Source organism: Proteiniclasticum sp. (assembly GCF_032054185.1).
Lineage (GTDB): Bacteria > Bacillota > Clostridia > Clostridiales > Clostridiaceae > Proteiniclasticum.
Map to the genome: position 1 here is coordinate 1 of NZ_DAMBTF010000015.1, position 24,040 is coordinate 24,040.

Consider the following 24,040-nt stretch of genomic DNA (forward strand, 5'->3'; position numbering starts at 1 on the left):
AGCAGTAGACTGAAAATCTACGTGTCCTTGGTTCGATTCCGAGTGAAGCCACCATAAAAAACCGCATCGTTTGATGCGGTTTTTTATGTGTCGGGAAATATACATGATGATCCGAAGTAAGAGAATTAAGAGATGAAGATTCAAAGATATCTGATTTTCAGGAAAATAAAAAAACATCAAATAAGTTTAGTAGCACTAAACAAAATATTTATTAAAGTTTGCTTTAAGTTATTGACAAGAGCTCATCTTTTCTGTAAACTCACGAAAGGAGCAGTCTAGAGTTCTATCTTTACAGATAGAGAACCATCGAACTTCAAGTCTGAAATCATGTATTTCGCGATACTGATTGAGGAAATCATTTAAAAAGAAGGAGCGCCAAAATGGCAGAAAAATTAAAATTATATGGCTTCAACAACTTGACGAAAACCTTAAGCTTCAATATCTATGACATCTGTTATGCGAAAAGTGAAAAAGAACAGAGTGAGTACGTAGATTATATAGACGAGATGTATAATTCAGAGAGGCTGACCAAAATCCTATGTGATGTGACTGAAATGATCGGAGCTCATGTATTAAATGTTTCAAAGCAGGACTATGATCCTCAGGGTGCAAGTGTGACCATATTGATTTCAGAAGAACCTCTGTCTGAAGGCAGCGTAGATCCTTCATGCAATCTTGGTGAGAGCCTTTATGAAAAAAGAGAAAGTGTAGTAGGGCATCTTGATAAAAGTCACCTGACTGTGCACACCTATCCTGAATATCATCCGGACAAATCCATAGCAAGCTTCAGAGTTGATATTGAAGTATCCACCTGCGGAAAGATTTCACCGCTTAACGCGCTGGACTATCTGATCGGCAGCTTTGACTCCGATATCATCACCATCGATTATCGTGTAAGAGGATTTACCCGTGGTGAAGATGGAAGAAAGTTCTTCATCGATCATGATATCAGATCGATACAGGAATATATTGATACGAAAACACTGGACGCTTATGATGCACATGATATTAATGTCTATCAGGCGAATATCTTCCATACAAAAATGCTCATTAAGGAAATCAATCTGCAGAACTATCTTTTCAGAAACGATATCAGAGAATTCAGTCCTAAAGAGAGACTGGAGATTTCAAATAATCTGAGAAAAGAAATGATAGAAATATTCAGCGGCAGAAATATATATGATTAAAGATTAAATCATACATGGAGGTAATGGAATGGAATTATGGTATACAGAAGACCACAGCAAGGAAGCGAAGTTTTCCATAAAGGTGGAGCAGCAGCTTTATTCAGGAAAGAGTGACTTTCAGAGAATCGATGTGTTTCAGAGCAATGAGTTCGGAAAGTTCTTCACTCTTGATGGTCTGGTTATGATTACAGAAAAAGACGAATTCATCTATCACGATATGATCGTGCATGTACCGATGGCGACAAATCCGAACATTAAAAAGGTGCTTGTCATAGGTGCCGGTGATGGCGGAACAGTGAGAGAACTGGTTCGCTACAAAAGCATCGAAAAAATAGATATGGTGGAAATCGACAAGCTGGTTGTTGATGTCTGCAGAGAATACTTCCCCAATTCAACCAGCGGTCTTGATGATGAACGTGTAAGTCTCTACTTCCAGGATGGACTTAAATTCGTCAGCGAAAAAGAGAATGAATATGATCTCATCATCGTTGATAGTACAGACCCTATCGGACCTGGAGAAGGTCTCTTCACAAGAGAGTTCTACAGTAACTGTCATAGAGCACTTACAAAAGACGGAATACTTGTCAATCAGCATGAGAGCCCTTTCTATGAGGAGTATGCCAAAGCGATGCAGAGAGCCCATAAGAGGATTCATGAATTCTTCCCCGTCGCTAAGGTCTATCAGGTACATATTCCTACTTATGCTTCAGGACACTGGCTGTTCGGGTTTGCTTCAAAGTCCTTTGATCCAGTGAGAGACCTCAATGATGAAAAGTGGAATGCACTTGGACTTGAGACAGGATATTACAATACAGAGATTCACAAAGCTGCATTTGCACTGCCAAACTATGTTAAAAAACTGCTGGAAGACGCGGTGAAATAGAGACATATAAGGAGTGGTTCTGTAAAAACGGAATCACTCTTTTCTCTTATATTTGTTCTTCATGAAAACATTGAAAAACTTGACTGGATTAATCCATCTTAAAGAATTATTTGATATGATAGAAGAAAATGTATGGGAGAGATAACGTGAAATATACATTTAACGGCATAAATTTTACCGTGATTGATCGTGATATGAGGAAAATATTTGATGGACTTTATGGCGGGAACCAGCATCTGTCTACAAAACCTCTTGCTGCTTTCGGGTGCGGATCGGTGACCTTGAATAACCATGTGGCGTATACTGTAGGAAAATCCTATGTCCGAGAAGAACTGATCAGAGATCAGAATGAGATGTTCAGAAAATATCTTCTTGGACCAACTACCGCATTAAGATTCAAGCTTGCAGCCCTCTGGTATTACCATAAAATCGGAAAAAAAGCGAAGGTCAATATCATACACAGTTATTTAGGTAGTTCTCTGGGGCTTAGAGCCATGATGATGGACATCAAGAAGAACATCGACAAAGACAATCCGGTCCCTCTTATCGTCGGTTTAAGGCTGTTTAAAGGGTATCGTGACGGACTTTACAATCACTGGGTGACTGTGACGGGATATGCTGACCATTTCAATGTACTGGTATCCAATAACGGGAAAATGGAGATGATCAATCTCAAGGAACTTTCAGAGAAGAGAATGTTTGTGGCAACAGCTGCAATCACAGTCGTGTAATAACAGATAAAAAGCGAGGACAGACTAAAAATCTGTGCCTCGCTTTATTCTAGAGCTTATCAGCATCGTACGAACTTGCGCTTGAAGCCAAGCCTTCCCTTTTCATGCTCCTTTTTTATGGTCTCATGGGGATTCAATACAATGACCTTGTTTTTATGGTTTCTGTATTCGATTTTGCCTATTTCTTCAGCGATATCCAGAGCTTCTCTGTTTCGTGGGATATAGGAAATTCCCACTGTATAGATAAAGCTGTTCATGGCTTTTTTTGTATTGACTGGCGCATCAGTGATGGCTGATTTCACATGCTCCATCATCTTAGAAATCTTCTCCGGGTCGAATTCCTGATCCTTCCGATTACCGAGAAGCCAGCAGTAGCAGCTGTAGCCTGCGGACATTTTGAGATCCTCTCCGCTATCTATCCATCTGTCCGATACTTCCTGTGCGATGTCGGATTCTGACAGGGTCACGGCAACCACAAAATCTGAGATCATATAGAAATAAGCACCATCTATCCATCTTTCGAAATCGGATGCTGTCATTTTCCTGGGCTCTGCGATGACACCTGCAAAATACATGGCATCATAATTTCCGGTAGCATAGAGCTTTTCAGCAAGCTCCTGATTGAGACCGGTTTTTTTCAGAAGAGGTTTCATGTCCCCGGTATTTACACCGAAAAGAGGTTCAACGGCACCATTGGATATATATATTTTCTTTGTCCTTTCTTTTCCCAGAGATTCCAGTTCTTTCATTACAGCTTCAAAATCCAATTTATTTACCTCCGTTTCAGCTGTTCTGCTGATTGTGGCTTCGAAGAAAATCGATGATTTCCTGAGCATGGCCCTCGGCTTTCACTTTACGGTTCTCATATATGAGTATCCCGTTCTCATCGATGATGAATGTGCTCCTCTGGATACCTATGGATTTCTTTCCGAAGGTGTTCTTTTCTTTCAGAACATCATAAGTCTCGCATACTTTACTGTCTTCATCAGAAAGCAGAACAAAGGGAAGATCAAGCTTTTCTGCAAACTGATCATGAGAAGCCAGGCTGTCCCGTGAAATTCCTAGAATCACAGCATTTTCACCGGAAAGTGTCTCACTGTTGTCTCTGAAGCTTTCCGCTTCGAGGGTGCATCCTGGTGTGTTGTCCCGAGGATAGAAATAAAGGATGACTTTTTTGCCCAGATAATCTTTCAGGGAATGGGTTTTCTTATCGGAGCCCATGAGCGTAAAATCAGGGGCTTTTTTGTTTAGATTTGTCATTTGAAGACCTCCTGTTTCATATTATGAATACTATTCTAGCTTAAAGTTATGAACGAAAAATTAAGTATAATCTAAGCTCGAGATGGTATGATGCTTATGGTTTTGTAATCTTATTCAAATATGGTAAGATAGAAAAGAATTTACGAATAAAGGAGATTTTATAATAATGGAAAATAAAGTACTGGCAACTGTCAACGGCATTGAAATCACTGATGCAATCCTGGACAGCACAATTGCCTCATTAGCACCGGAGAGAAGAGGATATTTTGAATCAGAATACGGCAGAAAGCAGCTGCTTGATCAGCTGGTAAGCGTTGAACTGATTACAGCTTTCGGCACAGAGCTTGGTCTGGACAGCGATCCTGTTTATCAGTCACAGGTAGAGCAGGCGCTTAAGGACATCAAATACAGCTTCACCATGAACAAGATTCTCGGAACAATCACTATTGAAGAAGAGGAAGCTCTGAAGGTCTACAATGAACATCCGGAAAGATATCAGGGACAGGAAAGCATCAAAGCAAGTCATATTCTTGTAGATGATGAGAACCTGGCGAAGGATCTGATTGCGAAGATCAGTGCCGATGAGGTATCTTTTGAAGATGCTGCAAGAGAACATTCAAGCTGTCCTTCAAAAGAGCAGGGTGGAGATCTTGGAGAATTCGGAAGAGGAATGATGGTCAAGGAGTTCGAAGATGCCGCTTTCTCCATGGAAGTCGGAGAAATGACAAAGACTCCAGTGTCGACTCAGTTCGGATACCATGTCATCAAGACAACAGACAAGAAGGGTCAGGAACCACGTCCCTTTGCTGAAGTCAAGGATGAAGTCATGAATAAGATGCTTCAGGACAAGCAGATGGAATATTACTCAAAGCTTATGACTGAGCTTCAGGAAAAGTTTCCTGTTACCTATAATAAATAATACTGAAAAAGAACAGTCTCAGGAGAATCGTATTGATTTTCCTGAGACTGTTTCAATTTTTGGTCTGATCATGCCAGAAGAGGCAGAATCTCATCGAAGTTTTCAATATACATGTGGCAGATTTCAAGGATTTCAAGTTTTCTGCTCTCAGAGAATTTATCGTGGACACCGAAAACCTTCATGCCTGCTTTTCTTGCGCCGATCATTGCTGCAGGAATATCTTCGAACACGGCGATATTCTCCGGTGAGATATTCATAAGATCTGCCGCGAGGAGATAGACATCAGGTTCGATTTTTGTCTTGCCCGCCATATCCGTCGTGACGATGACATCGAAGAAATGAGCAATCCCTTTGGAGGATATGGTGTCTTCCAGCAGTTCTTTGGATGAACTAGTTGCAATGGCCATCTTGATGCCTTTATCTTTAAGTGCTTCAAGCAGTTTCAGTGCATTGTCCTTCAAAAGGACATTATGGATATATTCATGTTTTGCTAGGGTATTCCAGCTGTTTTTGATCTCCTCAACAGACTCCATCAGCTTGAATTCTCTTTTGAAATACTCCGCGGTTTCGTGGAAGCTGAGATGAGAAATGCTTCCCATAAGTTCCTCCGGTCTGATCTTGATTCCCTGCTTCAGGATAAAATCTTCGTCGATTTTTCTCCAGACCCACATGGAATCGATCAGCGTTCCATCCATATCAAAAATAACACCTTTAACATCTTCAAACATTAATGAGTACCTCCCGTAAAATATTGACAAGTATGGCATAGAAAGTTCCGATCACGCCTCCGGCGATGACATCGGAAGGGTAATGTACACCCAGATACACTCTGGATATGGCGACGATAAGTGCCAGAACAAGATAGACAGTGGATGCGATATGTCCTTCTGTTACCAGAGCCGATGTCACTGCCAGGCAGAAAGCTGCCGTGGTATGTCCGGATGGAAATGAGAACTGGTCCACGCCGATTTTCAGACTTTTGAGCTCAATGATGCTCTCGAAAGGTCTTTTTCTTCTGATTTTATTCTTCATTATGCCGACAGTGACTGAAGACATGATGAGCGCAACTGCAGCGTATCTCGCAAAGTCATCGATTCTGCTCATTGGCAGTATGGTGAATGCCAGAATGAATCCGATGGCAAAGATATCGGATCCAAGATAAGTTGCTGCAGTGAAGAAGTAATCGAGATAGGTTCTCTTCACTCTCTGATTGATGTATATTACTATGCGTTCATCCCAGTTTTTGATTTTATCGATCATTTTTCATCACCACCAGCCTAAAGATATGTGTAATTATAACCTATTTTTAAATGCGATAACAACCAGATCGAATACGAGAATGTTATGTTTATGGAAATTGAACGTTAACCTTCCAAATGCAGAGGTATAAGCAATCAGAATAATGCTTCCTTGTTAAAAGTCATTTTAGCCTATAAAATGTAAGAGAACGATATGGATATGTGAAAGCAGGTAGAGAACATGACTCATCTATTGCCCGGTGAAACACTGGAAGACCTTGATCGAAACGGTCTGAAAATCATACAGAAAGAAAAAGGATTCAGATTTGGCGTGGATGCCGTTCTGCTGTCCGATTTTGCGAAAGTGAAGAAAAGAGATCATGTTATGGATCTTTGTACAGGGACTGGGATCATTCCTATTCTCCTTTTCGGTAAAACTGAAGCGGAAGAAATAATGGGTCTGGAGATACAGGATGAATTTGTCCAGATGGCAAAGAGAAGCTTAGCGCTTAATGAGATAGAGAAGAAAGTCAGAATACTTCATGGAGACCTTAAGGACATTGATCTTCTGAAGGGTCTGCCTAAATTCAATGTGGTGACAGTGAATCCACCTTATAAAAAAGAGAACAGCGGCATCATCAATGAGAAGGATGCCCTGACCATTGCCCGTCATGAAGTGAGTCTGAACCTTGAAGATGTGGTGAGAGCGGCTCAGCTTATACTGAAAGACAATGGCAGATTCTACATGATCCATCGACCTGAACGACTGGCGGACATCATGACGCTGCTTAGGAAATATAAGATCGAGCCAAAAAGAATCAGAATGGTTTATCCCAATACAAAGAAGCCTCCCACTATGGTGCTTGTGGAAGGACTTCGTGGGGGAGGGGAGTTTCTTAAGGTTGAAGCGCCTCTTTTTGTGTATGATGATGAGGGAAACTATTCAGATGAAATTCGAAGAATTTATGGAGATGATAGAAGATGAGTAAACTGTATATGGTTCCCACACCCATCGGGAATCTCAAGGATATTTCCCTTAGGGTGATTGAAGTATTGAATGAGGTGGACCGCATTGCATGCGAAGATACGAGAGTGACGGCTAAGCTCCTTAACCGTTATGAGATCAGAAAGCCTCTGGTCAGCTACAGAGAACATAATGAAATGGAAGCTTCGGAGTATATTCTCGATAAGATCGAATCCGGGGAGAATATCGCCCTTGTCACCGATGCGGGTATGCCCGGAATATCGGATCCGGGGGAGGTCATTGTCCGAAAAGCCATAGAGCGGGGAATAGAAGTCAATGTGCTTCCGGGACCCTCAGCACTCATCAACGCTTTAGTGTCATCAGGTCTTCCCACCGGGAAGTTTTCCTTTGTGGGATTTTTGGATAAGGCAAAAAAGAAAAAAAGAGATGAGCTGATGCTGCTTAAGGATCGTGAGGAAACCCTTATTTTTTATGAAGCGCCTCACAGAATTCTGGATACGCTTATGGCGGTAAAGGAAGTTTTTGGAGAAAGAAATATCTCCTTATCCCGAGAGCTGACCAAGCTTTATGAGCAGCATCTGAGAGGAACGGTAAGTGAGGTTCTTGATTCCTTCGCGGAAAAAACGCCAAAGGGTGAATTTGTACTTGTCGTCTCAGGTAAATCCAAGGACGAGATCCGGCAGGAGATTGAAGAAGCGTTTATCGATATGACCATTAAAGAGCATCTTGTGGCTACCATGGAAGACGGATTAAGCAAGAAAGAGGCGGTACAGAAAGTTGCCCTGCTAAGAGGAATCCCGAAGAAAGAAGTCTACAAGGAAAGTCTTGAACTCTGAATCCGACAAAATGGAAGAGAGGTAAAGATTCCCATATGTGCAGGGGAAACACAATGAAATGTTTGCGATATGGTATTAAATAACTTATAATAAAGTTAAAGTAAGTATTTAAAAGAGGTGAATGTATGAGTGCACAGGGAGACCAGAATGTATTAAGTATAGAAGATTCTGTAAAAGTTAAAGCGAAGAGCAGTATTATGCCTCTGGACGATTTTCCGAAATATGATCTGTTTTTATCTCAGGTCATCGAGTTTATCGAAGATCTGTTCAATGATGAGTCCTATACAATCAATATCATTCAGAACTACATAAAGAGTGATGTCATTACAAAGCCGTATCAGGGCAAGAAAAAAGGTTACACAAAGCTCCATCTCATCCAGCTGGTCTTCATCAGCTATATGAGGCCGGTACTCAGTACGGATGAAATCAAAAAAGTGTTCAGACTGGCGTTCAACGACATCAACAATCGTGAGGATGATATCATAACGTGGGAAACCGCGTATGAGCTGTTTTATGAAATTCAGAAGAGCCAGACGAAATCCGGCACAAACGTTATTATAGATGAGAAAAAGCTGAGGGATATCGTTGATGAGCTCAAGATCCACGAAGAAGACAAGGAGAGAATTTTTGTTTTCATCTCAGTCCTTGCACTTGTGGCAAAAGCCAGCTTCATCAAGAACACCGCAAAGGAACTGATTCAGTGATCCTGGTCAATCATGCGTACTCTGCATAGTTAACTTAGGGGTGAGCAAAATGGAAGTATTTATTGAAGCCTGTGCCAACATCGGATTTCCTATGGTGATTTCAATCTATCTCCTGACAAGGATTGAAGTGAAAATGGAAAACCTTACACTCAGCATTAATAAACTCAGCAGCGCGCTTGAAAAATCTCTGTGACACTGAAAAATCCCTATAAAAAATGAGCGTAAGCTCACTTGAGGAGTCTCTTCGGAGACTTTTTTTGATGAGGTTTTTTAGACTGATACCCATAGGGGCATCCGTATTTCTGGAATGTTAAATCATAGATTTAGTGGTATAATCCTTATGATGGTATGCATTTAAACTATTTGGAGTAAATAATGATTGATATAAAGATATCCGTTAGAAATCTCATAGAATTTGTACACAGATATGGGGATATCGTATCTGGAGGAATGGGCACAAGTCCGTCCAGGCTGGAAGAGGGCACTCGGGCTCATGTAAAGATCCAGAAGGAGCGGCAGAAGGAAGATATTTCCTATGAAAAGGAACAGTATTTCAAGTATCAGATCGCTTTTGAAGATATTCTTTTCATTGTGGATGGTCGAGCGGACGGAATTGTGCGCGGAAGATATATCGAAGAGATAAAATCCACCTATGCGCCACTGGAAGATATCGATGAAGACTACAACAGGCTCTACTGGGCACAGGTGATGTTTTACGGATTCATGTATATGGAAGAGGAAAAGAAGGCGAATGTTCTTCTGCTTCTCACCTACTTCAATCTCGATACGGAAACCACGAAAACATTCGAACGAAACTATACCTATGAGGAACTGAAGAATTTTGTATCGGATACCATTGAAGAGTATCTGAAATATACCCGGGAAGATGTCAGATGGAAGAAGGAAAGAAATGAATCCCTAAGAACACTCCCTTTTCCGTTCATGAGCTATCGTCTTGGACAGAGAGATCTGGCTGTTGATGTCTACAGAACCCTCAGACAGGGCGGAAAGCTATTTGCCAAAGCGCCGACGGGAATCGGTAAAACCATTTCCACACTTTTTCCGGCCATTAAGGCCATAGGAGAAGGCGAGGCGGACAGAGTCTTCTATCTCACCGCAAAGGGTACTTTGAAGACCGTTGCGGAGGAGAGCGTGGAGATCATCAGAAAAAAGGGAGGAAAAGTGAAATTCCTCACCATCACAAGCAAAGAGAAGATCTGCATCAATGATGAGATCAACTGCAATCCGGATAAATGCACCTTTGCGGAAGGGCATTATGACCGGATCAACGCATGCATTCTGGATATTCTGAGAAACGAGAGAAGCTATTCCAAAGAGATGATCATCGAATATGCAAAAAGATATCGGGTATGTCCTTTTGAGCTTTCACTTGATCTTTCCTATTTCAGCGATCTCATCATCTGCGACTACAATTATGTGTTTGATCCTAAAGTGTATCTCAGAAGATTTTTCATGGACGTCAGGGAAAACTACATCTTTCTTGTGGATGAAGCCCATAACCTTGTGGACAGATCAAGGGACATGTATTCGGCTTCCCTATCCAAAGAGCTGGTCATGGAAGCGAAAAAAGCAGGCGACAGGTTTTCGTATCTTAAGCGTTCTCTGACCAAGATCAACAAGAAGTTCATCGAAATGAGGAAAACTCTCGAAGAAAAGGGGGGTAAGCATACCTATTTCGGTGTTTCGGATGATCTCATCTTTCTTCTTAAAGACTTTCTTCAGTCCTTCGAAATCTTTCAGAAGGAAGTACGGGAAGACTTTGAAGGAAGGGACAAGATCCTGGACCTCTTTTTTGCCGTACACAGTTTCCTTAATATTTCCGAAATCTACAATGAGGGCTATCTGACTTATGAAGAAACAGCAGGATCAAATGTGATCATCAAGCTCTTCTGCATTTACCCCCGGGATATCCTCATTGATGTGTTCAAGCGTGCAAAAGCCTCGATTCTTTTTTCTGCAACACTCGCTCCGATGAACTACTATTTCGATGTACTGGGCGGAGAAGAGGGAGATTACAGAAAGTCCCTCGGATCACCCTTTCCTAAAGAAAATCTCGAAGTCTATCAGGACAGGAATATCGATACGCGATTTACAAAAAGAGAAGAGAGCTTTGAAGGAATCAGTGAAAATATCCATGAGATGGCCAGGAGAAGAAAAGGAAACTACATTGCCTTTTTCCCTTCCTATAAATATATGAGGGATGTTCACGCTCTGTTCATGGAAAAATATGGAAACGAGTATGATATTTATATCCAGGAGCCAAATCTTGGTGAAAAAGAAAGAGACGATGTTCTATCGCTCTTCTATCAGGAAAGGGACAGAAGCTTTATCTCCTTTATGGTTCTTGGGGGAATCTTCTCCGAAGGGATAGATCTCCAGGGAGAGGCGCTCATCGGCGCGTCAGTCGTTGGTGTAGGCTATCCTCAGGTATCCTATGAACGGGATCTCATCAAAGAATATTTTGCACGTGAAAATCTCGGTTTTGAGTATGCCTATATCTATCCGGGCATAAACCGGGTTCTTCAGGCTGCTGGGAGAGTCATCCGATCCGAGTCAGATCAGGGCCAGGTGCTCCTTATGGACCTTCGCTACTCCTGGGCACAGTATAAAAATCTTCTTCCGCCTGAATGGCAGCCCCTAATGGATTGGAATGAAAGGGAAAGCAGATAAATGACAGAAATCAAATGTGAATTATTTTTAATATAGCTTAAAATATTGACAGAACTTATGAATTAATTATAACATTAAGAAGGCATTATATTATTTTTGATATGAAAGGAGTAGATTATGTTAAGCAAGAGAATTAAAAAGGTATTATTGCAGACAAGCATTGCTTTAGTCATGAGTTTCTCTGCACTGGTTGTACCGGTAAAGGTTAACCATACCATTGTAGAAGCTGCAGTAATCAATACTCAAACTGGCAGTGTTACCGTCTCTGCGTTTTCATTATGGGCATACAGCTCACCTAACTGGAATGCAAAGACGAGGACTTATAATAAAGGAACCGTACTCCAGGTGACAGAAAAGCATTCTGTTGACGGGAGAGAGATGTATAAATTGTCTAATGGACTTTATATCAGTGCCAATCCGGCATATGTATCATTCTCTTCTTCATCGGCAGCACCGGCACCTGCTACTCCTTCAGCACCAAGTGCTGCTGATACAAGACAGACAACCGAGAATCTGAATTTAAGAACTTCTGCAAGCCTGTCTGCAGGTATCCTGTTAACCATACCCAAGGGAACCACACTGACTGTGCAGAGTGTCAGCGGTTCATGGGCTAAAGTAAGCTACAGCGGGAAGACAGGATTTGTTTCCACAAACTATCTGAGAACCGTGGCAGCACCTTCAGCACCGACGCCTACACCTACAACACCTCCTGCCACAACAGTACCTTCAGGTACAGATACAAGAAAGACAACAGCGAACCTGAACCTGAGATCAGGTGCAAGCACCGGCAGCTCGATACTTCTGACTATACCCAAGGGAACAACTCTTACCGTACAGAGTCAGAGCGGAAGCTGGGCAAAAGTGTCTTATAACGGCAGGACAGGTTATGTGTCCACAGGTTATCTGCAGACAGTTGCAGCTCCGGCGCCTACGCCCACACCCACACCTACACCAGTTCCAGGGGTGGGTACAGACATAAGAGAAACCACGCAGAATCTGAATATGAGAAGTACTGCAAGTACAAGCGGAAAAATTCTTCTGACCATTCCTAAAGGCAGCAAGGTCACGGTCGTAAGCGAGAGTAACGGATGGGCAAAGGTCGTCTATAACGGTAAAACGGGATACTCATCTACTTCCTATCTGAAGAAGATTGCAGTTCCGGCTCCTACACCAACGCCAACACCAACACCAACACCGGATCCTACGCCTACACCAACACCAACACCGGATCCTACTCCAACACCAACACCAACACCGGAGCCTACTCCTACTCCTACGCCGGTTCCGGATCCAGTTCCTGTACCGGAAAACAAAATGATGATCGTTACAGGAAATCTCAATATGAGATCTGCACCAGACGGTACTTCAAGTGTACTGGCTGTACTGCCAAAAGGAACGGTTGTTAAAGTGGAATCACTTACCGGAAAGTGGGCAAAGGTTACCCATAATGGCGTAACAGGCTATGCCTCCACAAACTATATGAGCCCTTATGATGCACCCGTTGTGGTAGCACCAGTTGCCGATGTAAGAATGACAACCTATAATCTCAACCTGAGAAGTGGTGCAGGGACAGGCTTCGGCATCCTCCTGACCATACCTAAGGGAACCAGACTGACTGTGCTTAAACTTGAAGGCAGCTGGGCTCAGGTGACTTATGGTGGTAAGACAGGTTTCGTATCTGTGGATTACCTTACAAAGGTGGCCGATACACCAACCCCACCTCCTGTCGAAACACCTGCTACGGACGCTGTGATGAAAATCGAAGGTCCCACCGGTACACTGCAGTATGCTGATGTTCCAGTTTCAGGATATGTTCTGACAAATGGTACAGTAAGCAGTGTGGAAGTCAGTATCAACGGTATCGCAGTAGGCACAGCGGAAATCAATGTGAAACGTGATGATCTCAAAGCCGCTCATCCAACCTATACCAACTCAGGAAACAGCGGATTCAGACTCGTTGTCGGGAAAGACCGTTTCAATAACGGTCAGAACACAGTAAAGACCACTGCTAAACTTGCAGACGGATCCTCTGTCTCAGCTTCCACAACTTTCACTTATGTAAGACCTACATTTGAACCGCAGGGTGTTCTGGATAAGATGGATGTGGTGAACTACAAGAATGAAGACATTCTTGTCTCAGGTTTTGCCAAGATTGCAACTGGTGTCAGAAGCGTTCGTGTATCCATGAACGGAAGAGCGCTGGGATCAGCAGTTTACGGTAAAGCAAGAACCGATGACGGAAACATGAATACCGGTTATGAGTATCTCATCAAGAGAAACAATCTGTTCCCAGGACAGAACACCATCAAGGTGGAAGTCACAGGTAACGGTGGAGAAACGCTCATCTACAATAAAGTGATCAACGTGGAGAAAATCCCTACAATCATCATAGATGCCGGACATGGCGGTAAAGACAGTGGTGCCAGAGGCGTTCTCAACGGGTCAAATGTATATGAAAAGAGATACGTTCTTGAATATGCGCTGGCTCTTGATGCAGCACTTAAAGCTGCCGGATTCAATACGATTCTGACAAGAAACAATGATACTTTCGTTGAACTCGCGGATCGTGCTAAGATCGGAAATCAGGCCTATGCGGATCTGTTCTTCAGCATCCACCATGACTACAGTCCTGATCCGGCATCACAAGGTGCATTCGTAATTTATCCTTCAGCCAAGACAACAAGTATTTCTGAATCATCCATCAAGGAAAGCATCGATGTCGCATCATACGTGAAGCAGTCATTTGTATCCATGGGCTTCAAGAACAGACGTGATGGAACAGATCAGAGTATCTCAGGTCATACGCTTGCAGTTCTGAGACAGACTGAAATGAGATCCATACTGGTTGAAATCGGATATATGTCCAATGCACAGGATCTGTCTAAGATTGTTGATCCTGTTTTCCAGAAAGCTTTGGCGAAATCCATGGCTGACCGTGTAAAAGCATACTTCGGTATGTAGAAATCTGTATTTGATCCCCGTAGCAGTACGGGGATTTTTTTTATGAAAAAAGTTACATTTTTTCTCCATTTTCTATTCTTTCTCATAGTACAATGGATGAGAAGCGACATCTGATCTGAAGCAGAAGAAATTGGGGGACTGGGTAATGTATGATCTAAGCAAGATCGTTCAGGGGAAATCACTGACCGAAACCGAAGAGAATGTCATAAAGTATATACTGAGCAATATGGACACCGTACTTGAAAAAGGGGTCAGGCAGATTGCCCGAGAAAACTTCACCTCGCCTGCATCAATCATGAGACTGTCAAAGAAGCTCGGTTACTCAGGATTCATCGATATGTATTATCAGCTGCTTCCTCTTGTCCAGGAAAGCGAAAAGGAATCCATTACCGATGAGAGTCTTGCAGGATACAATCCGCTGGAGGAGATTCTTAAGGTCAATGACGAACGCGATATGAAATCCTTTATCGCGCTTCTGAAAAGCTCCAAGTCGAAATATGTGTTCATCTATGCTACGGGTTTTTCCGCAATCATAGGCGAGTATTTCTATAAAAAATTCCTTGTGTGTGGTCAGCGCGTGATTTTTGCCACAGGGACTGATTCCATTGCAATTCTTGAAAGCAATATCGACTCCATCGGTATGCTGCTTACTGTGACGAAGTCAGGAGAAACTCAGCAGGTGATCGAGAAAATGAACTACTGCAAGGAAAGGGGTATCCCTGTCGTGACTTTTACAAATGAGATGGATAACCGCGCGGCGGAGCTTGCAGATGTGACCTTGAGGGTGACTGATGCAGAGAAGCTTGATGACCGCAATATGTCGCCGAATTTCTTTTTCTCGGAAATTCTCATGCTTTTTGAGTATCTCATGAGAAACTACTGCGAAGGTTTAAGATGAAATGCGAAACACGTTCCGTTTGTGCGGGACGTGTTTCATTTTGGTCTGAAATCCTTTACCCGCGGCTTGTCATCCGATAAACTGAAGTCAATCAATGAAGGAGGTCATAACTGATGAAAGAAAAACTGATGAATGGAATGCAGCGCTTTGCCAAAGCCATGTTCATTCCTGTACTGATTCTGCCCATCGCGGGTATCCTCATCGCCATAGGAAATCTGTTTACCAATGCCAAGCTCCTTGAAGCGGTGCCGTTCTTGAACAACCCCATCACAACAGGTTTCGGAACCATATTATCGGGTTCACTGGTCTCGATACTGACTAATCTCGGACTTATTTTTGCTGTAGGTATTGCAGTAGGTCTTGCCAACAAGAAGAAAGCGGAAGCAGGTTTTACGGCGCTTCTCGGTTTCCTGGTCTTCATCAATGCCATGAACAAGTTTATGGTGCTTACGGAAACTCTTTTTGTTGGAGACTCACTAAGAGGAACGGGACAGACCATGGTCATGGGTGTGCAGATCCTCGATATGGGTGTATTCCTCGGAATCATTCTGGGTATCGTCACAGCACTTGTCCATAACAGGTTCATCGACAAGGAGTTCAATAACGCATTTCAGATTTACGGAGGGGCAAGATTTGTCTTCATCGTGCTCATCCCTGTGGTTGTACTTCTTGCCATTGCATTCAGTTATGTATGGCCCTTCTTCCAGAACGGAATCAATAGTCTGGGTACACTGATCAATCAGAGCGGAAACTTCGGTCTGTTCCTCTATGGAATGCTCGAGAGACTGCTTATCCCGACAGGTCTTCATCATCTGGTCTACACTCCGTTCCTATATTCCTCCCTTGGAGGCGTGCAGGAGGTTGGAGGAGTGCTTCTTGAAGGATCAAGAAACATCTACTTTGCCGAAATTGCCGACAATTCGGTCAGAGTACTCTCCCAGAGTGTCATCTGGGATGCCAGAGGTATCTCAAAGATGTTCGGTCTCATTGGTGCATGTGTAGCCATGTATCAGATGGCGAAGCCCGAGAATAAGGCGAAAGCCAGGGCGATTCTTATCCCTGCGGCGGTAACATCTTTTGTTGCAGGTGTCACGGAGCCCATCGAGTTCTCATTCATGTTCGTCTCTCCGATTCTGTTTGTCATCCACTCGGTACTGAGCGGGCTCAGTATGGTCGTGCTGAATCTGTTCAATGTGCGTGCCATCGGACCGAACGGTTTTATCGACTTCCTGCTCTACAATGTCCCTCTGGGTATTGAGAAGACCGGATGGCCGATGTACATACTTGTGGGTGTAGTCTTCTTCTTCATCTACTATCTGCTCTTCAGATTCCTCATCGGACTGTGGAACCTTAAGACCATCGGTCGTGAGGATGAAGGCGGAGAGGTCAAGCTTTATACAAAAGCGGAGTACAATGAAAAGAAAACTGCCGGAATTCCCGGTGTTGCAAGTGTGATGAATGATAACCATGCAGATATTATTGTCGCGGCGTTAGGCGGAGCGGAGAACATAAAATCTGTGGACAACTGTTATACACGACTCAGACTCGTCCTTGGCGATGCAGACAGGGTCGATGAAGACAGACTGAAGAGTGAAACTGGTGCCAGCGGTGTTATCCGCAAGGGTGACAATGTGCAGGTCGTTTATGGGCTCAATGTGGGCAGTGTGAGAAAATCCGTAGATTCATATCTTGGAATCGCCGAATCCGCAGACTGAACCAATGAAAGGAATGAATAAAAACATATGAAGAAATTTTCAGTAGTTATTGCAGGCGGGGGAAGTACTTTTACACCCGGTATCGTCATGATGCTGCTCGATAACCTGGACAGATTCCCGATCCGTAAACTGAAACTCTATGATAATGATGGGGAAAGACAGGGTATCCTTGGGGATGCTCTGGAAATTCTCCTCAAGGAGAATGCTCCGGAAATCGAGTTCCTCCATACCACCGATCCGGAAGAAGCGTTTACCGATACCGATTTCTGCATGGCACATATCCGCGTAGGAAAATATGCCATGAGAGAGCAGGATGAGAAAATTCCCCTGAAATACGGTGTTGTGGGTCAGGAGACCTGCGGACCAGGAGGAATCGCCTATGGTATGAGAAGCATCTCGGGGATGCTTGAAATCATCGATTACATGGAGAAATATTCTCCTGAGTGCTGGATGCTGAACTATTCAAATCCTGCAGCCATAGTCGCTGAAGCATGCCGCGTACTGAGACCAGAAGCCAAGGTGCTGAACATCTGCGATATGCCTGTGGGCACCTTAAGAAGAATGTCCCAGATTGTAGGCAAAACACCTGCGGATCTTGAAGTGAGATACTTCGGACTCAATCATTTCGGATGGTGGACCAGTGTCAAGGACAAGGAAGGTCATGAGTACCTGGACGAAATCAAGAGCTATGTTGCAGAAAACGGATACCTTACTCAGGTGGAAGTGGATACCCAGCATATGGACGAAAGCTGGCAGGCGACCCATAAGAAAGCGAAGGATCTTCTGGCGGTCAATCCGAGATATCTGCCCAATACCTATCTGAAATACTATCTGTTCCCTGATTATGAAGTGGAACATTCCGACTCCAGTTATTCCAGAGCGAATGAAGTCATGGACGGAAGAGAGAAAACCGTATTTGATGCAGCCAGGAAAATCACAGAAAGAGGAACGGCTAAAGACAGCGGTTTCCATATAGACAGCCATGCCTCCTTCATCGTGGATCTTGCAAGGGCCATCGCCTTCAACACCCATGAACGTATGCTCATGATCGTTGAAAACAACGGTGCCATTGCTAACTTCCCGGATGATGCCATGGTGGAGGTTCCCTGCATAGTGGGTTCGGATGGACCGGAGCCCCTATCCCAAGGAAAGATTCCTGACTTTGAAAGAACACTCATGTTCCAGCAGGTCATGGTGGAAAAAATGGTCGTTGAGGCTTACGTTGAAAAGAGCTATCTGAAGCTCTGGCAGGCGCTGACTCTGTCAAAGACCGTTCCAAGTGCCGGCGTGGCCAAAGCGCTTCTTGATGATCTCATCGAAGCCAACAGAGGTTTCTGGCCGGAGCTCAAGTAAAAAAATACACAAGGCAGGAGACCGGATCTCCTGCCTTTTTTAAAGGAGAAGGATAAAAATGGATATCGGATTAGTAGGACTTGGGAAAATGGGCATGATGCTCCTCAGGAATATGAGAGATAAGGGGTTTAAGGTATATGCCAGCGACAGAAATAAAGCTCTTCAGGCAGAGGCTGAAAAATACGGTGCACAGTTCTATACCGATCAGGACAGCTTAGCTGATGCCATGAACGGCAGAAAAGTGATCTGGCTCATGCTCCCCGCAGGGACAATAACGGAAATGGTGTTTGAAAGCGTGCTTAAGAAGCTTTCTGAAGGAGACATCATCATAGACGGCGGCAATGCACACTACAGAGATTCTCTAAGGCGATTTCTGAAAGCAGAGGAGAAAGGGGTATACTTCTTCGATGTAGGCACCTCAGGCGGCGTAGAGGGCGCAAGAAACGGTTCCTGCATGATGATCGGCGGAGACAGAGAAGCTTTCCGGTACGTCGAACCCATTTTCAAAGCCATTAATGTGGAGAACGGATACCTTTATACCGGGGAGAGCGGAAGTGGACATTTTCTGAAAATGGTTCATAATGGAATTGAATATGGGATGATGCAGGCCATCGGAGAAGGATTCAGCCTACTCCACAAGAGTCAGTATGACTATGATCTGGAGAAGGTTGCAGGAGTATTCAATAACGGTTCCGTCATCAGGAGCTGGCTTATGGAGCTCACAGAGTCTCTCCTCTCAAAAGATCAGGATCTGCTGGATATTGAGGGCGTCATCCATTCATCGGGAGAAGGACAGTGGACGCTGGAAGAAGCGCTGAAGCTTAAGGTGGCCGTTCCTGTCATCGCCCAGTCGGTGATGGTCAGGTACGCTTCGGAGGATCAGGAAAAATATGGTGAAAAGGTCATCGCCTCACTCCGCAACGAGTTCGGAGGCCATGAAATGAGAAGAAAAGGGATGAAAGATGAGTTATAGAATCGGAGTGGATATCGGAACCACCAGTACAAAGGCAGTTCTTTATGGAGAGAATCTTGAAAAAATCGCATCGGCTAATGTGGGTTACAGAACCTATCATGATCAGCCTGGCTTTTCCGAGCAGGAACCCATGGAGATTTATCATGCCTTTACACAGGCGGTAAAGGAGGTTCTTGCAGGCAGCGGAGAGTGGAAAAATGATGTGAGTCTTATTTCTTTTTCAGGCGCCATGCATGCTTTGATTCTTGTGGACAGGGAAGGTAATCCCCTTACACGATCGGTCATCTGGTCGGATAACCGGTCGGTGAAGGAAGTGGAGAATTTCAAATTGAAGGAAGACTTCATGAAACACTACCGGAATACCGGGACGCCTATTCATTCCATGAGTCCGTTTTTCAAGCTGAAGTGGTTCAGCAACCATACAGAGCTTTTGAGGAAGACTCATAAGGCAATCGGTATCAAGGAGTTCATCATTCAGCGTCTTACCGGTCAGTATATAGTGGATTATTCCATTGCATCTGCAACAGGTATGTTCAACATTCATGAACTGAAATGGGATAAAAGTGCTTTAGAATATCTTGGCATCAGTGAAGAACTGCTGTCTCAGCCAAAGGATGTGATAAGCTGTCTTCGGATGAATAACCCGAGTTTTCTCCATGAGACGGGTCTATCCGATGATGTGAAAATTATGATCGGCGCATCAGACGGATGCCTTGCCAATCTTGGCAGCGGTGCGATGAAGGAAGGCGAGACCACGCTCACCATCGGAACAAGCGGCGCAGTGAGAATGACGGTGAAAGAACCGAGGCTTGATGCAGAAGGAAGGACGTTCTGTTACTACCTGAAAAAAGACTGCTTCGTTATCGGCGGAGCCGTGAATAACGGAGGAAATGTCCTCAGCTGGTTTGATGGAATCTTCTACGAAGGAAAGGGTAAGGTTTTTGAGGATCTTTCCATGAACATCACAAAAATTCGAAGGGGCAGTGACGGACTTCTGTTTATTCCCTATCTTCATGGAGAGCGTGCGCCCTACTGGGACGGAAGCCTCACGGCATCCTTTTTCGGTATGAACGCCTTTCATGAAAAGGCACATTTTGTCCGTGCGGCAGTCGAAGGAATCCTCTTCAATCTGAAGGAAGTTCTGATGAGGCTGGAAACCATAGGTGGTGCAACATTGAAACTTACCGCCTCAGGCGGGTTTCTGAAAAGCGAAAGCTGGAAGAGGCTTCTTGCAGAAATTTTCGCGATGGATATCTACACTCAGGATTCAGAAGACAGCAGCTGTCTTGGGGCGGTTCTCCTTGATGAGACCCTTGCTCCTTTAACAGACGGGAACAGGCAGCAGACACCCGTAACTTATGAGGAGAATAACAGCGACATGTATCAGGCATACTTTGAAAGGTATCTCTGGTATTCAGGTAAGATCGCTAAGCTTCAGAAAGAGGGAAGAGAACTCTTTCCATAAACGAAAAAACAGCAGCCAGGAAAATAAATCTCCTTGGCTGCTGTAATTTTTTTTTTGCTAGAATCGGATATCCATGATATAGGTATGGGTTCTGGTTTCACCTGGTTCAAGGAGCACATTGTCTTCCTTCTCCAGAAATTCACCATAAAAGTCGTCATAATCTGCATGTCCGGCCCAGGGTTCAAGACAGATAAACGGTGCATCTCCAAGGCTTGTCCAGATGCCAAGGAAAGGGAACTCGCTCATATGGAAGCGGACTTCCTTATTGTCTTTACGGTTTTTCAGGGAGATGTATTCTGATTTCAGGTTATGGAAAATCAGAGCGTCTTCTTTAAAGAGATCTTTTGTGAGGTTTATGACCTTGACATTGTTGCCCATGGGAATCCTGTTTCGCTGAAGGAGGCCAGATTTCGGATTGATTGCGATGGAAGACAGATCTTCAAACAGCTCAAATTCCAGATAATAGTCGGTAAAGGAATCAGCAGTGCTTCTGGGTGCCAGAAACGCCGGATGGGCGCCTACAGAATATGCCATTTTCTCTTCGCCTGTATTTCTGACCTCATAACTGATGGAGACAGACTTTCCATCCAGCTTATAGATGACTCTGAAACTGAACGGGAAGGGATACATCGAGAGAGTCTCTTCCGAGCTTTTCAGTTCATATACGGCATGACTCTCCGAACTTTCCAGAAGATTGAAGTCCATATTGCGGGCGAATCCGTGTCTTTTAACAGGATATGGGGTTTCCTTATGGCGAAGCTCTCCGTTATAGAGTGCACCGACAACAGGAAACAGATGAGGGGCAGTATAATTCCAGTACCTTTTGTCGTTCATCAGAAATTCTGTGCCATCCATATCTTTTATGCTGAACAGTTCAGCTCCGGCTTCTCTGATTTCGATACTGAGATAGGTGTTTTTCAGGATAACCATTTTACTCCTCCTTGATTAACTATTCTGATAACAGTATAGCATCTTTTATTTGAAGAATTGTTGAATTTTTATGAGCAATATTTGCCAATCCTCAGCAATCCGCATAATTCAGTTATGAAAGGGGTTGATAATCATGGCAGTAACAGTAAAACAGCTATCAAAGGACCTGATTCTCACATTTGAGAGGATCAACGAACAGGGGAAACCTGTGAGCGAGGCAAGAAGAGTGAGAAACCTGAAGGTGGATGCTCTTCCGGAGGATCTTCATGAGGTGGCAATGAAAATTGTAGCCTTAAGCGAACAGAGCTGTGAAGATATCGGTATCCAGGACGTCAGCACAATTTCAGCACTATAGGAGGTAGGAGAGTATGAATACACTGACAATGACTTTTCTGAACAAGGAAGGCAAAAACTTCAATCTGAGACTACCTAAGGTAAGAACCGACATCACAGAAGTGGAAGTGGAAGAGCTCATGACCACAATCCTGTCAAAAAATCTGTTCTTCGCAGGAGAGAAGGAGCTTGAATCCATAGATTCGGCTTCCATCACAAGAGAAGAAGAAATCATCGCATAACCCGATTACAGGCGGTCTTATCACTACGGTGGTAAGGCCGCCTTTTTACGGTTCATCAGATGTTTTCCGATTGTTCACCTTGAGGTGTCTGGGTAACGTCCGGCAGTTCATGTATAATTGGAATAAGAACTGATGAGGTGAGGTGAAGTGCCCGGGATAGACTGGGTGATTATGAAAAAATCGATTGAATTCCTGAAAGGGTTTCTGGATAAGGTGAATGAAGAGGACAGCATAGCCTATGCCTATCAGCTGACTTATGGTCTGCTGCTATCCATTTTTCCGTTCCTCATCTTCGTCCTGACACTGATTGCCTATCTGGGCCTTGACCGAAGCTATGTGCTGAATCTTCTTCGTACAAGTCTCCCTGAAGAAATTTACGGACTTGTCAGTGGACCGGTTGTGGATCTTGTGGAAAATCAGAGAGGAGGACTGCTCTCGCTTTCTGTGCTTGGTGCGGTCTATGCGGCCTCCGGTGGCTTCAGAGCCTTTATGAAGGGCATGAATCAGTCCATGGGATTTAAAGATACAAGAAGTTTTATCTATCGGTATATCATTTCGATATTATGGGTACTGCAGCTTGCAGTTACGATTCTTCTTGCACTTCTGGGGATCGTATTCGGCAGGCAGATTCTTGATTTTGTTTCATCCAACTTTCCGTTCATTCCAACGGAAGGTATTGTTGAAATTCTGAGAATTGTGATTCCCGTAGGTCTTCTTTTTGGGGTACTGTCACTGGCGTATATGTTCATCCCCTACAGGAATGTGAAGTTTAAATATGCTTTCCCCGGTGCGATTTTTTCTACACTGGTCTGGATCGCATTTACCATCCTGTTCCAGTTCTATATCAACAATTTCGCGAATTATTCCCGGTTCTACGGTACTCTAGGAGCAGTCATCGGTCTTCTCCTCTGGCTTTCTCTTACGTCCATCATTATGATGCTGGGCGCTTCCTTAAATGCTTATCTTATTGAAAGAAGAGAGATAGAAGATCCTTATATGAAAAAGAGGAAGAGGAAAAACGGTACAGGAAGGGAAGAGAAAGAAAAAGAGAAAGAAGATGAGGATTCGGGTAATAGAAGTCCGGAGGATTCAAAATCCGTACCCGAGAAAAAATTCGAAACCCTTAAAAAGAGAGTGGAAGAGACTTTTAAAGACAGCGGGAGATCGTGAATTCATTCTTCCTGAATAACTGACAGATATATTGAGCACTGATTCCTTTATAGGGTCAGTGCTCATTTTTTACACTTGCCGATTCATCTGTAAAACATAAACTTTCTGATAACATGAGGCTAAGTTATTTTTCATCTCTTATCATCATATATTCTTCATAGTATAATGAGGGTTAAAGATGGAGGTGAGAACATGATTTTAGGGACAGGAATAGATATTATCGAAATTGAACGGGTAAAGAATGTATTTTCAACAGAACGAAGAAAAAGTCGTGTATTCACATCCGGAGAAATTGAATGCTTCGGAGAAAACCATGCACGTATGGCAGGTTTTTTTTCCGCTAAAGAAGCTTTATCCAAAGCTCTGGGTACTGGAATTCGTGGTATAGAGTTCAAGGAAATGGAGATTCTAAAGGATTCTTCCGGAAAGCCATATTTTAATATGGAGCGCCTTAAACCTCACCTCGAAAGAATTTTCCATAAAGAGAGCGTCATTGTAGTGCATGTTACAATTTCACACGACAGGGAAAGGGCGACAGCCATGGTGATCATCGAGGAGGAATAATC

The 24,040-nt window shown here is 43.6% G+C and carries 24 protein-coding genes; 19 read left to right on the forward strand and 5 right to left on the reverse strand.

The features are described from left to right. Positions 1-380 precede the first annotated feature (380 nt). The 3 genes from speD to RTX25_RS09470 all read left to right on the forward strand — a co-directional run bounded on the left by speD (position 381) and on the right by RTX25_RS09470 (position 2,801). A complete protein-coding gene (gene speD, locus RTX25_RS09460) occupies positions 381-1,187 on the forward strand; it encodes an adenosylmethionine decarboxylase (protein WP_312653059.1) in 807 nt (268 codons plus the stop codon). A gap of 28 nt (positions 1,188-1,215) precedes the next feature. Continuing rightward, complete coding sequence (speE, locus tag RTX25_RS09465; protein ID WP_312653061.1) at positions 1,216-2,070, forward strand: polyamine aminopropyltransferase; 855 nt, start codon at positions 1,216-1,218, stop codon at positions 2,068-2,070. 146 nt (positions 2,071-2,216) lie between these two features. Then, a complete protein-coding gene (locus RTX25_RS09470; protein WP_312653063.1) occupies positions 2,217-2,801 on the forward strand; it encodes a hypothetical protein in 585 nt (194 codons plus the stop codon). Positions 2,802-2,860: 59 nt separating this feature from the next. Here RTX25_RS09470 and RTX25_RS09475 read toward each other — a convergent pair whose 3' ends face one another. Both RTX25_RS09475 and RTX25_RS09480 read right to left on the reverse strand, forming a co-directional pair. Further along, on the reverse strand, positions 2,861-3,568 hold the full coding sequence (locus tag RTX25_RS09475; protein WP_312653065.1) for a DNA alkylation repair protein: 708 nt from the start codon (positions 3,566-3,568) through the stop codon (positions 2,861-2,863). A gap of 16 nt (positions 3,569-3,584) precedes the next feature. Then, positions 3,585-4,061 (reverse strand): peroxiredoxin, encoded by a 477-nt coding sequence (locus tag RTX25_RS09480; protein ID WP_312653067.1) that lies wholly within the window; start codon positions 4,059-4,061, stop codon positions 3,585-3,587. Between the two features lie 166 nt (positions 4,062-4,227). Here RTX25_RS09480 and RTX25_RS09485 point away from each other — a divergent pair, with 166 nt between their 5' ends. After that, positions 4,228-4,980: a peptidylprolyl isomerase gene (locus RTX25_RS09485; RefSeq protein ID WP_312653069.1), complete on the forward strand. Its 753-nt coding sequence runs from the start codon at positions 4,228-4,230 to the stop codon at positions 4,978-4,980. A 68-nt stretch (positions 4,981-5,048) separates the two neighbouring features. On the opposite strand, the gene RTX25_RS09490 is transcribed toward RTX25_RS09485, so the two are convergent. Next, positions 5,049-5,708 carry an HAD family phosphatase gene (locus RTX25_RS09490; protein WP_312653071.1) on the reverse strand — a complete coding sequence of 220 codons (660 nt, stop codon included), beginning with the start codon at positions 5,706-5,708 and terminating at the stop codon, positions 5,049-5,051. After that, entirely contained in the window at positions 5,701-6,240 is a 540-nt protein-coding gene (locus RTX25_RS09495; protein WP_312653073.1) for a phosphatase PAP2 family protein, read from the reverse strand. The genes RTX25_RS09490 and RTX25_RS09495 overlap by 8 nt, the downstream gene beginning before the upstream one ends. Before the next feature lie 219 nt (positions 6,241-6,459). Between RTX25_RS09495 and RTX25_RS09500 the strand changes: the two genes are divergently transcribed. From RTX25_RS09500 to RTX25_RS09550, 11 genes are all read left to right on the forward strand, one after another. After that, positions 6,460-7,203, forward strand: a complete 744-nt coding sequence (locus RTX25_RS09500; RefSeq protein ID WP_312653075.1) for a tRNA1(Val) (adenine(37)-N6)-methyltransferase — start codon at positions 6,460-6,462, stop codon at positions 7,201-7,203. Next, positions 7,200-8,039, forward strand: a complete 840-nt coding sequence (gene rsmI, locus RTX25_RS09505; RefSeq protein WP_312653077.1) for a 16S rRNA (cytidine(1402)-2'-O)-methyltransferase — start codon at positions 7,200-7,202, stop codon at positions 8,037-8,039. Before RTX25_RS09500 ends, rsmI begins: the two co-directional genes overlap by 4 nt. Before the next feature lie 125 nt (positions 8,040-8,164). Then, complete coding sequence (locus RTX25_RS09510) at positions 8,165-8,743, forward strand: DUF1836 domain-containing protein (protein WP_312653078.1); 579 nt, start codon at positions 8,165-8,167, stop codon at positions 8,741-8,743. A gap of 49 nt (positions 8,744-8,792) precedes the next feature. Further along, positions 8,793-8,936, forward strand: coding sequence for a YvrJ family protein (locus RTX25_RS09515; protein ID WP_312653080.1), 144 nt, complete (start codon positions 8,793-8,795; stop codon positions 8,934-8,936). A gap of 182 nt (positions 8,937-9,118) precedes the next feature. Continuing rightward, complete coding sequence (locus RTX25_RS09520; RefSeq protein ID WP_312653082.1) at positions 9,119-11,434, forward strand: ATP-dependent DNA helicase; 2,316 nt, start codon at positions 9,119-9,121, stop codon at positions 11,432-11,434. Between the two features lie 117 nt (positions 11,435-11,551). Then, positions 11,552-14,395 (forward strand): SH3 domain-containing protein, encoded by a 2,844-nt coding sequence (locus tag RTX25_RS09525; protein WP_312653083.1) that lies wholly within the window; start codon positions 11,552-11,554, stop codon positions 14,393-14,395. 145 nt (positions 14,396-14,540) lie between these two features. Next, positions 14,541-15,293 (forward strand): MurR/RpiR family transcriptional regulator, encoded by a 753-nt coding sequence (locus RTX25_RS09530; RefSeq protein WP_312653085.1) that lies wholly within the window; start codon positions 14,541-14,543, stop codon positions 15,291-15,293. A 113-nt stretch (positions 15,294-15,406) separates the two neighbouring features. Then, positions 15,407-17,008 carry a PTS transporter subunit EIIC gene (locus RTX25_RS09535; RefSeq protein WP_312653087.1) on the forward strand — a complete coding sequence of 534 codons (1,602 nt, stop codon included), beginning with the start codon at positions 15,407-15,409 and terminating at the stop codon, positions 17,006-17,008. 27 nt (positions 17,009-17,035) lie between these two features. Next, on the forward strand, positions 17,036-18,361 hold the full coding sequence (locus RTX25_RS09540; protein ID WP_312653089.1) for a 6-phospho-alpha-glucosidase: 1,326 nt from the start codon (positions 17,036-17,038) through the stop codon (positions 18,359-18,361). Positions 18,362-18,419: 58 nt separating this feature from the next. Then, positions 18,420-19,334 carry a phosphogluconate dehydrogenase (NAD(+)-dependent, decarboxylating) gene (gnd, locus tag RTX25_RS09545; RefSeq protein WP_312653091.1) on the forward strand — a complete coding sequence of 305 codons (915 nt, stop codon included), beginning with the start codon at positions 18,420-18,422 and terminating at the stop codon, positions 19,332-19,334. Further along, complete coding sequence (locus RTX25_RS09550; protein WP_312653093.1) at positions 19,324-20,799, forward strand: gluconokinase; 1,476 nt, start codon at positions 19,324-19,326, stop codon at positions 20,797-20,799. Before gnd ends, RTX25_RS09550 begins: the two co-directional genes overlap by 11 nt. 57 nt (positions 20,800-20,856) lie before the next feature. Here the strand turns inward: RTX25_RS09550 and RTX25_RS09555 are convergent, their stop codons facing one another. Beyond that, positions 20,857-21,729 carry an aldose 1-epimerase family protein gene (locus tag RTX25_RS09555; RefSeq protein WP_312653095.1) on the reverse strand — a complete coding sequence of 291 codons (873 nt, stop codon included), beginning with the start codon at positions 21,727-21,729 and terminating at the stop codon, positions 20,857-20,859. A gap of 133 nt (positions 21,730-21,862) precedes the next feature. Here RTX25_RS09555 and RTX25_RS09560 point away from each other — a divergent pair, with 133 nt between their 5' ends. The 4 genes from RTX25_RS09560 to acpS all read left to right on the forward strand — a co-directional run bounded on the left by RTX25_RS09560 (position 21,863) and on the right by acpS (position 24,038). Continuing rightward, positions 21,863-22,084: a DUF1659 domain-containing protein gene (locus RTX25_RS09560; protein WP_312653097.1), complete on the forward strand. Its 222-nt coding sequence runs from the start codon at positions 21,863-21,865 to the stop codon at positions 22,082-22,084. 13 nt (positions 22,085-22,097) lie between these two features. After that, positions 22,098-22,304, forward strand: coding sequence for a DUF2922 domain-containing protein (locus tag RTX25_RS09565; RefSeq protein WP_312653099.1), 207 nt, complete (start codon positions 22,098-22,100; stop codon positions 22,302-22,304). A gap of 171 nt (positions 22,305-22,475) precedes the next feature. Continuing rightward, positions 22,476-23,474, forward strand: a complete 999-nt coding sequence (locus RTX25_RS09570; protein WP_312653101.1) for a YihY/virulence factor BrkB family protein — start codon at positions 22,476-22,478, stop codon at positions 23,472-23,474. A 192-nt stretch (positions 23,475-23,666) separates the two neighbouring features. Further along, positions 23,667-24,038, forward strand: a complete 372-nt coding sequence (gene acpS / locus RTX25_RS09575; RefSeq protein WP_312653103.1) for a holo-ACP synthase — start codon at positions 23,667-23,669, stop codon at positions 24,036-24,038. Positions 24,039-24,040: the final 2 nt, after the last annotated feature.

Coding starts and splice junctions, on each gene's coding strand:
- RTX25_RS09550 (WP_312653093.1), top strand. CDS start 19,324: ATGAGTTATAGAATCGGAGTGGATATCGGAACCACCAGTACAAAGGCA.
- RTX25_RS09540 (WP_312653089.1), top strand. CDS start 17,036: ATGAAGAAATTTTCAGTAGTTATTGCAGGCGGGGGAAGTACTTTTACA.
- RTX25_RS09500 (WP_312653075.1), top strand. CDS start 6,460: ATGACTCATCTATTGCCCGGTGAAACACTGGAAGACCTTGATCGAAAC.
- RTX25_RS09515 (WP_312653080.1), top strand. CDS start 8,793: ATGGAAGTATTTATTGAAGCCTGTGCCAACATCGGATTTCCTATGGTG.
- RTX25_RS09565 (WP_312653099.1), top strand. CDS start 22,098: ATGAATACACTGACAATGACTTTTCTGAACAAGGAAGGCAAAAACTTC.
- gnd (WP_312653091.1), top strand. CDS start 18,420: ATGGATATCGGATTAGTAGGACTTGGGAAAATGGGCATGATGCTCCTC.
- RTX25_RS09510 (WP_312653078.1), top strand. CDS start 8,165: ATGAGTGCACAGGGAGACCAGAATGTATTAAGTATAGAAGATTCTGTA.
- RTX25_RS09555 (WP_312653095.1), bottom strand. CDS start 21,729: ATGGTTATCCTGAAAAACACCTATCTCAGTATCGAAATCAGAGAAGCC.
- speD (WP_312653059.1), top strand. CDS start 381: ATGGCAGAAAAATTAAAATTATATGGCTTCAACAACTTGACGAAAACC.
- RTX25_RS09535 (WP_312653087.1), top strand. CDS start 15,407: ATGAAAGAAAAACTGATGAATGGAATGCAGCGCTTTGCCAAAGCCATG.
- acpS (WP_312653103.1), top strand. CDS start 23,667: ATGATTTTAGGGACAGGAATAGATATTATCGAAATTGAACGGGTAAAG.
- RTX25_RS09570 (WP_312653101.1), top strand. CDS start 22,476: ATGAAAAAATCGATTGAATTCCTGAAAGGGTTTCTGGATAAGGTGAAT.
- RTX25_RS09490 (WP_312653071.1), bottom strand. CDS start 5,708: ATGTTTGAAGATGTTAAAGGTGTTATTTTTGATATGGATGGAACGCTG.
- RTX25_RS09525 (WP_312653083.1), top strand. CDS start 11,552: ATGTTAAGCAAGAGAATTAAAAAGGTATTATTGCAGACAAGCATTGCT.
- RTX25_RS09520 (WP_312653082.1), top strand. CDS start 9,119: ATGATTGATATAAAGATATCCGTTAGAAATCTCATAGAATTTGTACAC.
- rsmI (WP_312653077.1), top strand. CDS start 7,200: ATGAGTAAACTGTATATGGTTCCCACACCCATCGGGAATCTCAAGGAT.
- RTX25_RS09495 (WP_312653073.1), bottom strand. CDS start 6,240: ATGATCGATAAAATCAAAAACTGGGATGAACGCATAGTAATATACATC.
- RTX25_RS09485 (WP_312653069.1), top strand. CDS start 4,228: ATGGAAAATAAAGTACTGGCAACTGTCAACGGCATTGAAATCACTGAT.
- RTX25_RS09560 (WP_312653097.1), top strand. CDS start 21,863: ATGGCAGTAACAGTAAAACAGCTATCAAAGGACCTGATTCTCACATTT.
- RTX25_RS09480 (WP_312653067.1), bottom strand. CDS start 4,061: ATGACAAATCTAAACAAAAAAGCCCCTGATTTTACGCTCATGGGCTCC.
- RTX25_RS09530 (WP_312653085.1), top strand. CDS start 14,541: ATGTATGATCTAAGCAAGATCGTTCAGGGGAAATCACTGACCGAAACC.
- speE (WP_312653061.1), top strand. CDS start 1,216: ATGGAATTATGGTATACAGAAGACCACAGCAAGGAAGCGAAGTTTTCC.